We start from the raw sequence: 11,957 nt of genomic DNA on the forward strand, positions 1-11,957 counted from the left end.
CTCCGGCCCCTATGGACGGGAGCGTGTGCATTTCGAGGCACCCCAGCAGGCCCAGCAACTGCCCACTGAGATGGCCAACTTCCTCGAGGCACCAGACAAAACCGACGCTGTCCTGCGCGCGGGGCTTGCCATCTTTGGTTCGTCACAATCCATCCATTCGAGGATGGCAATGGTCGCATCGCCCGCGCGGGTGCCGACATGGCGCTTGCACGCGCCGAAGGCAGCCCGCAGCGCTTCTACAGCATGTCAGCCCAAATTCGCCGGGAGCGTGATGCCTATTATGACGCACTGGAGCGCAGCCAGAAGGGCGAACTCGACGTGACCGACTGGCTGGTCTGGTTCCCCGATTGTCTGGACCGTGCGATCCTTCGCGCCGACGACGTGCTCGGCGAGGTCCTGCGCGAGGCGAACGTCTGGGAGCGGTTGCGCGACCAGCCGCTCCCAGACCGGCAACGCGCGGTCGTCAATCGGCTGCTGGACGGGTTCGAAGGCAAGCTCACGTCCGGCAAATGGGCGAAACTCACCAAGGTCTCCACCGACACCGCACTGCGCGACATAACCGACCTCGTAGCACTCGCAGGATTGCGCAAGGACCAGGGCGGCGGGCGCAGCACAAGATACAGCTTGGCCGTTCGGTAAGCAGCCTTTGGAGTGACTTTTCAAATGTCGTAGGTAACGTCGACATTTTCAGAAAATCGGTCGATCGGCCTGTAGACTTTTAAAAGCCACGTGCCGCCTTTGAAGGCGAGGCTTTTGCCCAGTGCGCTGTCAATGAGAGCATTCAGCGACCAGACAACCCAAATGTCCTTTTCAAGCAGATGGGTAGGCCGCCCCAGTATTGAGGCGGCCGTTTCAAGCGCGTCGATTTTGTCTTGGTCGGTAAGAGAAAAGTAGGTTTGGACTTTGGACATTATACGGCGGCCAGAACGCTCAGTTCTTGAGCCAGCCATGTCGGCGCACCTGCACGTAACGCAAAGAGCTCCTGACTTTCCTCAGCGTTTGGGTGCGGCCAGAGGCGCTGCAGAGCGTGCATTGCTTCAGATTGGCCATAATAAGCCGTTGCCCTGAAGGCGTGCCCTGCTCTGCTATGTGGCGCGCGCACCTGCCAGTTTGGCGCGTGTTGCAGATCAACATTCTGTGCACCGAGTTTGAGACGGCGGCTGGGACTAGATGCCTTTATGTGGTTGCTTCAATTGTAGTCGGTTGTTCTTCCCACCAGTCGACGGCTGAAGCGGAAACCTTGCAGATCGGAAGGCACTAGAAACTGGCTCTGTTGCACAAATCAGGCTGCGGTCAAGTTCCCCCTTAACGGCCCACTCGCTTCAAAATTAGGTAAGAAAAAGACTGCAAACCTAGCCGCTTTTCAGACCTATCATTCTGGCATGTCCACGACGGCCACCCCCTTAATGCAGTCACGTGCCAATTCGACCAGATGGGCATGATGCGTGAAGAGGATCGCCTGCCCGTTCGCTCCAATCTCGGCGCAAAGCTGCAGGGCCGCCCGAGCGCGCGTGTCGTCGAAGGTCTCCATGATGTCGTCGAGGATCATCGGCAGCGGCCCTGGATCGCGGGCAAAGCTGCGATATCCTGCCAGTCGCAGAGCAAAGTACAACTGACCCATCGTACCCGTCGACATCTGTTCCACAGGAACCGTGCTGCCGTCGGGCTGAATACCAACGAGCTTTTCGCCTTCGGCCTGGCTCCAGACATCCACGCCGGTCCAGGCGGGGGTGGTCATGGTGACAAAGGCCTCTTCGACGTCACGCAACATGCTGCTGCGCCGTTCAGCCGCAAGCCGACGCAGCGCCCCGCGCGCCGCAAGCACCCCCAGCCGGGCCACCGCCGATTGACGCGCGCCCCTACGGAGTTCTTCGCGCAGGGTTGCCTGTTCGGTGGCCAGGTCGCTGCGGTCGGCGGCCTCAAACGCCGCTCGGTACAGACGGTCAGCCTCGCGCTGCGCATCGCGGGCAGTGTCGCGGGTGTCTTGCGCGTCTTTCAAGGCCTGTTCCAGCTCTGCCGCGCGCGCGGCGTCCGGCATCCGGTCCAATTCCTCGGCAAAGAGATCGGCATCTACACCGTCACGGGTTTTCTGGCGGTCGCGGTCCGCCGTTGCCTTATCGGCACGCAGATGATCGCGTTCGACCAGCTTTCCCACCCGGTCCCGAGGCGTTAGGTCTGCCCCGCTTTGCCCTTCGAAGCAGACCGCCAGGTCCTGCTGTGCGGTGCGCAGGTCGGCATCTACGCGACGTTTCGCCCGATCTGCGTCATCTCGGCGGGTCTCGGCCTCCGCTCTTTTTTCGTCGGCGCGCGTGGCCGTCAACACGCGTGCACGCGTACGGTCGATGACCTGAACGGGGTCGGCACGGGCCTCCTCTTCAGGATCATCCATGATCCGAGCCAAGCGCTGCGATCCCTCTGTCAGGGCCGCAATCGCCTGTTTCAGGTCCTCAATCCGAGCGGCGAGCTTCTGACGATCAGCGTGCACCTGCTGCAAACTGCGCAGGTGCGGCAGGGCGATACGGATCCCTTCGAGCGAGCGATCCGGCAGAGGCAGAGTAGCCGTCAACCGGTCGAGCCTGCTTTGCGCCTCTTCGCAGAGGCTCCGGCAAAGCTCAGACTTGCTCTCCAGCTTGGCGATGGCCGTCTCGCCATCCTCCCATCTGGTCCAGGCCTTGCGGTCAGTGTCCTCCAGCGTCAAGATCCGTTGCACCTGAACAGGCAGGTCGCCCTGATCGAGGTAAAGGCCAAGAGGCCGCCCAGCATCAGCCAGCGCGTTGCGCGCATTCTGCTGCCGCGTTAGGCGGGCCGCCAGAGACACTTGCGCGTTGGAAAGGTTTGCGGCAGCTTCGCCCGCTGCGTTTAGGGCTTGTAGCCGTGCTCCAAAGGCTGAGGGGGCCGCGTTTTCGCCCAATCCCAGCGCAAGCGACAGTCTCGAACAGCGCTCCCACAGCTGGTCTCGGTGAGTAACCAAGTCGTCGTGACGCGTCTTTGCGGTGTCATGCCGAACCTCAGCCGTCCGCTTCTGACCTTGCGCTGCGAGCAACCTTTGCCGCGCCTCGGAACCAGTCAGGTAATGCGCGCGGGCGGCGTCATCGGCATACATCCTTGCCTCGAATTGATCTGCGGTCTCAATGGACAGATCGTTGCGATGACTGCTCCAAGCCATGTCACGCAGACGCCGAGTCTCTTCCGTCATGACGATGTCGACGGCGCCAGGCGCGGCCTCGAGCGAAGAAAGATCGGCCCGCGCCTCGGCCAGTTCTGCGGCGCGGGCGTCGAGGTCTTTGCGTGCCGACCCGCGCTCGGCGGTCAGGGCCGCCCAATCCCGGGCGACTTCCTCCAGTGTCTCGCGCGCGGGTAGGCCCGCATCGATGAGTTCCTTCCAGGATCCCGGCAGGCTGGCGGTGGCCTTTGTCAGACGCGCCAAAGCTTGATCCTGTTCTGTCTCCAAAGCGGAAAGATCCGCCACAGCCTGCCAAACATCGAAGGCGGCTCGCAGCGCAGTCAGGTCCTGCGGTTCCGCTGGCGCATCACCGTGTTGGGCTCGGGCTGTTTCAAAGGCTTCCTGCGCCGCGTCCGCTGAAAGGTTGGCGGTCAGGCAGTCCTGGATTGCACTGGCCAGATCCTCGAGCGCATGAGGCTCCAAGGCAACCGCGGATGCCGGCGCGTCCGGCACCAGGAGGAGCGCCAGAGCGGCGTTTATCTGGCTGGTGAGTTTCTCTTGGTCTTCGATGCGCCGGGCAAGATCGGCCCGCGCGGTGGTGGCCCGGCCCATCAGCGGTGCCCCGTCGATGGTGAGCTGATCGAGCCGTTCTAGCTCTGCAGCCAACGGCTGCGTCAGCATGTCGATCGGGTTGTCTGCGACGATCTGATCTTGCTTGGCGATTTCTTCGTCCACTTCCGTGATCCGGATCCTCAGAGCGGCAATTTTTTCGACGAGGCCCGCCACGCGCTCTGCCGCACCAGTAGGGAGATCGGGGCCGTCCGGTAAATTGGTCAGGGCCCCTGTCAGCTGCCGTATCTCCTCGGTCCGATCATACCAGACGAGCGCGGCCTTGGCCGCCGCCTGTCGTTGATGGGTCTGTCGTAACTCGGCATTGGCAGCGTCAAACGCGACTGCAGCCCCGTCACGATCGCGGCGCAGGGTGCGCTCTCGTTCCGTCGTCAGGCGATCGGCGCGCAACTCGCGGCCAATTTCTTTCAGGCGATCACTGCCTGTTTTCAGAACGGTGCCCCGACCGCGTTTCTTATGAAATTTGTCGGCCCGCTCCTCCAGCGCCTCCAGAGTTTGTGCCATGCCCGTCATGCCAGAGAGACCTGCGTGCAGAAGCTGTCCCAGATCCCCCTGCGCCGCGGCGATCCGTTCTCCGCCTTCGCGCAACCCCTTCTCGTCGAGCGAAAACCGTTCCTCGTATGCGCTCCGCATCACGCCGTGCAAAGCGCCCGACAAGATCGCCTCGTTTACCGGGCGGTCATTCGCGTCCAGCAGCGATTGGGACCTCTTGCTGTTGCGGCGCAAGATCGTGGCCCCGCGCCCAGGCAGGTCAAGCTCTGCGCCAACCAGAAGATCGCTTCGATCGAAGCGGAAGGCATAGGGATGCGCCCCGCTCTTGAACCCGAAAAGCAGTTCCAGAAAGCCGTGGAATGCCGTGGACTTGCCCGCCTCGTTCGGACCAAAGATCACCGTCACGTCGGGCGTGCCGTCATCATGCTTTGGAAAAGCGATCTCGGCCTCCTTGAAACGACCATAGCGGATCAGATCGAGCCGGTTCAGCCTCACTGCGCGGCTCCCGCGTGCAATGTCAGGGAGACTTCGGCAATAGCTTCCTCCAGAAGCACATCCAGTCCGTCCTCATCAAGCTCGTCTGTGATCTCGGATGGCAGGGCGAGACGCAGCTCTTCGAGCTGTTGCATGGCGGCCTGTCGAAAGCCATCTTCGACCAGTTCGTCGTGCATCAGGCGGACGAGATCGTCAGTCTCAGCTCCCAGTTTGCGGGGCGGCGGGGTAGATCTGACCTTGTCGAGAAATACGCCGTCGATGCTATCTAGCACCTCCGTCGCCAGCTCCGCCACCAGGTCCGTCCCATGACGGTCCGAGGTGACGAGCAGACGCACTGCCATATCGCGACCCGGCACTTGCGCGCTCAACAACGCGTCGCGCAAGCTACGCAGGACCTCCTGTTGGTCAGAACATGCCCTCAGATCCAGCGCGCATTCGGAAAATCCCAGGTGACCAATGGCGCGGCGTTCGAACTCCGGCGTGCCCTCTCCCAGGGACACGAGGGTCACGGTACCACCCTTGCGCTCGCCAAAGTGACGGGGCTGTGGGATGCCGGGCATCACCGCCAGAACCGGTTCGTCGACACGCTCGAAGGGCGCGTGAATGTGCCCGAGGCACCAGAGGTCGAACCCATGTGCCATCAGATCCCGTTCGGCGCAGGGCGCATAGGGATCATGACCCGGCGCGCCGCCAAGCGAGGTATGCATCAAACCAACGTTGCGCTTGCCAGGCACAGGTTGGGGATAATCCGGTAGGAAACTCTGCGCCACATGAGCCGCATCGAACGAAAGTCCGTGGAACGCCACGTCGCCGATCTCGACCGTTGGAGCGCCCTTGTGCAGAAGGTGGATGTTCGGCCCCAAATCTCCGTGCGCGCGGTGATCGAGCAGTGCATCGTGGTTACCCCTGATCAGCACCGCAGGCACACCGGCCTCGGAGACACGCGACAGCTGTGCAATCAGAAAGGCGCGGGATTTTAGATCCGGGTGATCGTTGTCAAAGATGTCACCCGCCAGCACCAACGCATCGACATGTTCCGAGATCGCTAAGTCGATGATCTCGGCAAAGGTGTCGCGGCTGGCTCGTTTCAACCGGTCGCCTAAGTCGGGATTACGCAGCGCCACGGATTGGATTGGTGATCCGAGGTGAATGTCAGCAGAAACGAGAAAGCGCATCATATTCCGTCCATAGTCCCGCGAATAGTGCGGCTTCTGCGTTGATACACCTATTTTGCATTTGTTCTAATCCGTCTCTCTGTTCCTCGATGTAGCGACCGGCTCTTGCCTGACAGAGACGTGATGGTCGCGCGGCTTCCCGTCGGTCCTGCTCCAGCGTCGATGTGCTGGAAGTATGATGAGTGCAAGTGTTGGAATCATAGGCTATCCTCAACCACCAACTGCCAGGCAAACTCATGAAACCAAGTTTCACGCTCTACAACAGCCATATTCGAAAAGTTATCGGCGATTTAGCAATCCTGTCCGCGCTTGCGCTCGTGTTTGCAGTCGCGCCTGTTCAAGCGCAGACGTCGCCGAACACCCTTGATTCACCCACCAGTGACCCGCAAAAAAAGAGGTCGCTGTCACACCCGATGTTCGCGACTCAGAAATCGCAGATCGTCTAAGGCGGATTCTGGTCGCCAGTGAATGGTTTAGCTCTCTGGCCGTCTCGGTGCGCGAGGGCATCGTCTTTATCGATGGTCAGGCCGATGGAACCGATCTGTCTAACGCCGGTGAAAACCTGCTTGTCCCCGAGGAGAAGAAAGGCTCGACCCGTAGCTGAAGTCTCCCTTGCACTTCCGGCCACTAAGTTTCGCAACCACCTCGTCAAGATGCCAGATATCGCCGGGTCGAGGCAGCCGGCGACGTAATCCACGCGCGACCATTGGCCCAAATTTCGTGACCGATCTACGGATGGCTTCGGAGGATACGTCACGGCAAACTTTGTGACAAAACCGGCCAGACCCTCACGGTGCATGACAACGTGGTTCAAAATTGGGCGGCCCCCGCACCGCAAGTCACGCGGTGGTCAGCCGCGGTATTCGGATCTAGCGATTGAGATTTGTCTTACGTTGCGGGCCCTGTTTCGACTTGCGTTGAGACAAACGCAGGGCTTCATGCGGTCGATTGCGTAACCGATGAACTTGAATCTTCCAGTGCCCGATGTCTCGACGTTTTCGCGCAGCAGCTCGGAGTTGAAGATCGGACATCGTCCACGTCGTTCTGAGGGGCCAATCACGCTCATTGTGGATTCAACTGGGCTCAAGATGCATGGTGGAAATGGTTGGAACGCCAAGAAGCATGGCACCACGAGGCCACGCAAAACATGCCGCAATCTGCATCTCGCTTTCAATCCGGACTCGGTCGCCCGATCTCCGAACGCACCGCTTGAATTCCGTTTCGAGTTGGGCGCGTTCCGGGCCGACGTTGATCCCTGCAACAGCGCCGGATGCCGCCAGACTTTGAGTTTGGTAAAGTTTGAACCCCACCAACATCCGCCCCAGTCCGTAAAACCGCAGGTTTGCATTTGCAGTATTACCCACATATCTTATTTCTAGGTACAATTGGAGGCTGACATGGCAGGAACGAGCGTCACACTTGGCCCATATTGGGATGATTTTATCTCATTGATGCTAAAGGAAGGTCGTTATGGTTCAACAAGCGAGCTAATCCGCGCATCTCTGCGGCTCATGGAAGAACAAGAGGGACAACGGGCACGACTGCGCGTGGCCCTCATGGACGGCAAGCGTTCTGGCGATGCCGGACCTCTCGATATGACTGCAATCAAGGCGCAAGCGCGGGCTCAAACGAGCGCCAAGGATGCGTGAAATCCGGATTAGCGAAGCCGCCAAATCTGATCTCATAGACCTCTGGGCCACAACGTTTGATAAGTGGGGCATGGATCAAGCCGATCGATATCTTGATGATATTGATCGTTCCCTCCAGAGCCTCGCCGAAAGCCCGTTTCTGGGCCCTGAGTGTTCAGAAATCCTAATCGGTGCCAGACGTTTGCTCACCGGACGACACTTGGCGTTTTATGAAGTCTCAGAGGCCGCGATCTATGTGATACGCGTTTTGCATCAGTCTATCGACGTGCAACAGCAGCTCCGAGCTTCATGAGGCGAAGCAATTTCCGATAAGGACCAGCTAGGGTCAGGATGGTGGGCCCGCGATCCTAAGGCGCGGCAAAGCGAGAACTGGCGCCGAGCCTGGATCACTGGTCGCACAAGGGGCTCAACAATCGCGCAGATAACAGCCACCTGTCGTCGGGTTAGAGCGACGCGGAGACCCGGCGGACCGCTGGTTCAAGCGATTGCGGTCGCACCCGCGATCTCATCAGTCAAATGCACGAAGGATCGACACCCACATGGGCGGAGACGCCGCCATGGCGGCTGCGGGCACCGCCGAGTGCCTGATCAGTGCCAAAGCACTGGCGTGCGAAACACAACACGCAACGAAACAGATGCGCTACACTTGATTTGTTTGGTGCAGTCATTGCGTTTAAGCCTTTCTTGAGGTTCGCAGCAAAGGAGAATGCGCATGAACATGATGGCTCACCGGCAATTTCCCCCGGGGGCCCAGGAGGCCTGCGATCGCACGCGCTCCTTGACGCCAGTGTTCTCTATCCGGCCCCGATGCGCGACCTCAATGGATGACACGATGCGCACTGAGATCGCGGCGCGGCTCGTCGAGGAATACGGCAGTCCAGCAGCGGCTGCCGATGCGGTTTGGGCGCAAGCGCGTGAGAACACATGGTACCGGGAGGGGGAGTAGACTGAGCGGTATCTGTTGCGTACCGCCGTTGCGGTGGATGTACGCAACGAAGCCGCACTTTCGTTTCTGGTCGCCTGGCATGGTCAGCCCATTGGCCAGCTCAGTCACGACGGATTTGAATGGCGATGGCAGCCACAGGACGGGTTTGATCTGCCGCTCGTGTAACAGCGGGTTCCGGGCAGGCTTCCTCCCTGCATACTGTCACTGTTGCCTGAAGGCTGGCTGGAGAAGGTTCTCAAGGACAAAGACGAGCGCGCTGTGCTGCGCTCGGGCAAACGATATATGTCCAACATTACGATCAGCGAAGACGCAGGCGAGCTTCCGTCGCCACCGGCAGACACTCTGGCCGTATCGTTGTCCCGATATACCCGCAACGGTGTGTTTACTGGACGCTATGCTGGTCCGGGGCGCGGCAAGCTTGAAGCAGACTTCGAGGCGGGGCTGGCGCGCCTTTATGAGCGGGCGGACACACCGCGCCTGTCTGGCGTTCAGATCAAGGCGCCTATGGTTTTGGCGCGGGATGGTCAATTGTCGCCAAGCGCGGGCCTGCCGTTCACCCATATCCTGAAACCGGCGGGAACAGCTGGGTTTCAGGGGCTTCCCGTGATCGAATATCTTGCGATGTCTCTTGGCCGTACTTCGGGGTTGGAAGCGCCTGACATCGCTCTGGTCCCAATGCCGGATGACATGCCCCCAGCCTTGCTGGTCGAGCGGTGCGATATCCGCACATCGCGCGCGGATGAACGCCGTTTTGCCTTGGAGGACCTGTGTTCGGTTCTCGATTTGCCCCCTGACGCCAAATACGATGGAACAATCGAGCGGATAACCCGCGCAGTTCAACCGCTGTCGACATCTGCCGGGGAAGATCTGCCGTTGGTGATCAAGCGCGCCCTGTTCGCCTGGTTGATCGGCGACGGCGATATGCACTTGAAGAATTTGGCGCTCCTAAAGATTGCCGGGCCTGCTGCGGATCGTTTCAGCACGATCCGCCTCGCGCCGCTCTATGATGCGGTCACGACCAGGGTCTTTCCGAGCCTTGAACATGACCGCATGGCCCTGAAACTGAACGGCAAAGATGACCGTTTGCGGCGCAGCGACTTTATGCAGATGGCGGCGATTGCGGGCTTGTCAGCGGCTGATGCTGATAACGAGATTGACCTTTTTTTGCAACGTTTTACCGAAGCCATCGACAGGGTTTCTTTGCCTGATCTGCCCGGCATGGACCGTGATATAAAGGAACGAGCAGAGGCGATGGTTTCTATTTGTAGGGAGCGGGTTACGGCAGTCGCTTAAATAAAGCGACTTTGAACGTCTTTAGATCAAATCGAAATCGCTGTTTTGAAAAAATACGAAAACTGTATTTCCACCTAAGCGATGGCCGTGTTGCATAGATCAACGTCAACTGGGAACGCGCCCTCCCCGAGACGGAATTCAGGCGGTGCGTTCAAAACTTGGGCGGCCAAGTCCGGTCATCCGGTTGAGAACCCGGACGCCAATCTTGGCTTCTGTTTTCTGATTTTCGAAGTTGCGCGCCTTTGGCTTGGGCCCGATAACGGCTTTCCAGCGGCCCATGAGAGTTTCACCTCGGCTGCGTTGATTGTAGCCAGTGGCTTTCTGTCAGGCCATCCGCCCGCGGGCTGCGATCTCGGCGATATGGCGGTCACGTGCCGTCGTATCTTTGGCCCCATTGGGGCTCAGTATTGCGTTCTTGGGAGGTGAGATCGATCGTCGATCCGAACCGAGCGGCTAGCAAATCAGATGTTGGTTCTCCGTCGTAAGCTCCATCTGCGAGGAACAGATCGACCGGGCCGTCGACTTGATCCAACAGACCTGGCAGCGCCGTCGGATCGCCGACGTCATCCTTGGTTAGGTCCGCGCATACAATCTCGCCGCTGACAAGATCAAGACCGAGGTGGAGCTTGCGCCAAGAGCGCCGTTTGCGCTTTGTATTATGCTTTTGCTCAAGCCATTTCTTACCCGGCAGGCGCATGCACAGCATGCTGCCGAGCGGGCGCCCTCGCCGAAGACCTTCAGGCCGGTACTATCCACCACCAAATGGACCGGATCGGATCGGTCGGTTTTATGCGTCGCAGGCAAAGTCAGTCCCTTGCCCCGGCGCGAGAGCGTGGAGAAATCTGGCACCGCGATCTCGACACCAAGCAAGGTCGCGACACTACCCATGAAGCCTTGTGTCTGGCGCAACGGTTGCTTGAAGACAGCGCTCAGGGTCAGGCAGATCTTGATCGCCAGGTCTGAATATGTCCGCTGACCACCCCGCGTCGCCCGGCGCGGTGCCCGCCACAAACCAAGCGCCTCTTCGCTGACCCAGACCGTCAAATCCCCGCGACGCCGAAGGCTTTCGTTGTAACTCGCCCAGTTGGACACACGATACTTTTGCTTCGGAATTTTGCCTCGGCGGTTAGCATTGAATTTGTGCGGCATGCTCAGCATCCTGAATGGGAAGGAGTAACCTCAGTATCAGGCTGAGAACGATCCCTGCACAAAGCCATCCAGAAGTGTGTGATCCACATCCCAGATGGAAAGCGGGCGCCTGAGCAGCGCCCGCCGATGTTTCAGACTTCAGAAATCGAAGTCATCAATATTGCCGGCATTGAATGTTGTCAGCGCCGCTTGCGTATTGATCGAGTTACCTTCGTTGATGGTGATCGTGCCAAGGTTTGGCACCTCGAACGTTCCGCCGACCATGTTGGTCATCGTGCCGTCCTTCAGACCGACTGCAAAGTAGGCAGCAAGCCAACCTTCGTTGTAAGGCGACCAAAGCTGGAAGCCCTCAACTGTGCCGTCTTTGACAAATTCGCGCATCTCAGACGGAAGTCCTAGACCCGTGACCTTGACTTGATCGGCAATACCACGGCTTTGCACCACTTGTGCGGCAGCCGCGATCCCGACCGTTGTTGGCGCGATTACGCCTTTCAGGTTCGGATAGTTTGCCAGAAGCGCTTCCATTTCAGTGGTCGACTTCTCTGGCTGGTCGTCGCCGTAGACAGTCGCCACAAGAGTCATATTTGCATATTTTGCATCGTTGGCGATCGTCTCGTTCATGCCATCAATCCAAAAGTTCTGGTCGGGTGCCTCGGTCGTAGCTGAAAGAATAGCAATCTCGCCCTCATAACCGATCAGAGAACCAACCATCTCGATCTGGTCGGCGCCAACCTTAGTGAAATCTGTCGGCAGGATGGTGGCATCGCGGTACTGCTCATTCCCAGTGATGTCGCCGTTAACTGTCAGCACCAGAATGCCTTTATCACGCGCCGACTGGAACACTTGGTTCAGCGCATCAGGTGAGTTCGGGGAAATCGCAATCACATCCACGCCGCGCTGTATTTGCGCCTCAAGGAAAGGAATCTGCGAAGTGGCCTCAGCCGTCGCAGGGGCCACGAATTCGA

The 11,957-nt window shown here is 59.3% G+C and carries 11 protein-coding genes and 3 pseudogenes; 8 read left to right on the plus strand and 6 right to left on the minus strand.

Annotated elements, in window-relative coordinates:
* The first annotated feature begins 198 nt into the window (after positions 1 to 198).
* A complete protein-coding gene (locus Q1B15_RS03360; protein ID WP_299750146.1) occupies positions 199 to 639 on the plus strand; it encodes a hypothetical protein in 441 nt (146 codons plus the stop codon).
* A 20-nt stretch (positions 640 to 659) separates the two neighbouring features.
* Here the strand turns inward: Q1B15_RS03360 and Q1B15_RS03365 are convergent, their stop codons facing one another.
* The 3 genes from Q1B15_RS03365 to Q1B15_RS03375 form a co-directional block, all read right to left on the minus strand.
* The gene (locus Q1B15_RS03365; RefSeq protein ID WP_299750149.1) at positions 660 to 911 is read right to left on the minus strand and encodes a nucleotidyl transferase AbiEii/AbiGii toxin family protein; all 252 of its coding nucleotides are present in this window, start codon (positions 909 to 911) and stop codon (positions 660 to 662) included.
* Between the two features lie 461 nt (positions 912 to 1,372).
* Positions 1,373 to 4,780: an AAA family ATPase gene (locus tag Q1B15_RS03370; protein ID WP_299750152.1), complete on the minus strand. Its 3,408-nt coding sequence runs from the start codon at positions 4,778 to 4,780 to the stop codon at positions 1,373 to 1,375.
* Positions 4,777 to 5,958, minus strand: coding sequence for a DNA repair exonuclease (locus Q1B15_RS03375; protein WP_299750154.1), 1,182 nt, complete (start codon positions 5,956 to 5,958; stop codon positions 4,777 to 4,779). The genes Q1B15_RS03370 and Q1B15_RS03375 overlap by 4 nt, the downstream gene beginning before the upstream one ends.
* Before the next feature lie 794 nt (positions 5,959 to 6,752).
* Between Q1B15_RS03375 and Q1B15_RS23325 the strand changes: the two are divergent.
* Positions 6,753 to 6,992: pseudogene (locus Q1B15_RS23325) on the plus strand (transposase); the annotation flags it as partial.
* Positions 6,993 to 7,028: 36 nt separating this feature from the next.
* Here Q1B15_RS23325 and Q1B15_RS03380 read toward each other — a convergent pair.
* Positions 7,029 to 7,319, minus strand: coding sequence for a hypothetical protein (locus Q1B15_RS03380; RefSeq protein ID WP_299750157.1), 291 nt, complete (start codon positions 7,317 to 7,319; stop codon positions 7,029 to 7,031).
* 33 nt (positions 7,320 to 7,352) lie between these two features.
* On the opposite strand from Q1B15_RS03380, the gene Q1B15_RS03385 reads away from it, so the two are divergent.
* The 6 genes and pseudogenes from Q1B15_RS03385 (at position 7,353) to Q1B15_RS03410 (ending at position 9,843) form a co-directional block, all read left to right on the plus strand.
* Positions 7,353 to 7,604 (plus strand): type II toxin-antitoxin system ParD family antitoxin, encoded by a 252-nt coding sequence (locus Q1B15_RS03385; protein WP_299750160.1) that lies wholly within the window; start codon positions 7,353 to 7,355, stop codon positions 7,602 to 7,604.
* Positions 7,597 to 7,896 carry a type II toxin-antitoxin system RelE/ParE family toxin gene (locus Q1B15_RS03390; RefSeq protein WP_299750163.1) on the plus strand — a complete coding sequence of 100 codons (300 nt, stop codon included), beginning with the start codon at positions 7,597 to 7,599 and terminating at the stop codon, positions 7,894 to 7,896. The genes Q1B15_RS03385 and Q1B15_RS03390 overlap by 8 nt, the downstream gene beginning before the upstream one ends.
* Positions 7,897 to 7,946: 50 nt before the next feature.
* A pseudogene (locus tag Q1B15_RS03395) lies at positions 7,947 to 8,039 on the plus strand (IS6 family transposase); the annotation flags it as partial.
* Positions 8,040 to 8,424: 385 nt separating this feature from the next.
* The gene (locus Q1B15_RS03400) at positions 8,425 to 8,550 is read left to right on the plus strand and encodes a hypothetical protein (protein WP_299750166.1); all 126 of its coding nucleotides are present in this window, start codon (positions 8,425 to 8,427) and stop codon (positions 8,548 to 8,550) included.
* A gap of 15 nt (positions 8,551 to 8,565) precedes the next feature.
* Positions 8,566 to 8,715, plus strand: a complete 150-nt coding sequence (locus Q1B15_RS03405) for a hypothetical protein (RefSeq protein WP_299750169.1) — start codon at positions 8,566 to 8,568, stop codon at positions 8,713 to 8,715.
* A 117-nt stretch (positions 8,716 to 8,832) separates the two neighbouring features.
* Positions 8,833 to 9,843: a HipA domain-containing protein gene (locus Q1B15_RS03410; RefSeq protein WP_299750171.1), complete on the plus strand. Its 1,011-nt coding sequence runs from the start codon at positions 8,833 to 8,835 to the stop codon at positions 9,841 to 9,843.
* Positions 9,844 to 9,981: 138 nt separating this feature from the next.
* Here Q1B15_RS03410 and Q1B15_RS03415 read toward each other — a convergent pair.
* Positions 9,982 to 10,992 (minus strand): annotated as a pseudogene (locus tag Q1B15_RS03415) (IS5 family transposase).
* Positions 10,993 to 11,130: 138 nt separating this feature from the next.
* Positions 11,131 to 11,957, minus strand: an 827-nt coding sequence (locus Q1B15_RS03420; RefSeq protein WP_299750174.1) for a substrate-binding domain-containing protein, incomplete at its 5' end; no start/stop codon positions are given.

Origin of the sequence: uncultured Boseongicola sp. (assembly GCF_937988555.1) — a bacterium.
Taxonomy (GTDB): domain Bacteria; phylum Pseudomonadota; class Alphaproteobacteria; order Rhodobacterales; family Rhodobacteraceae; genus Boseongicola.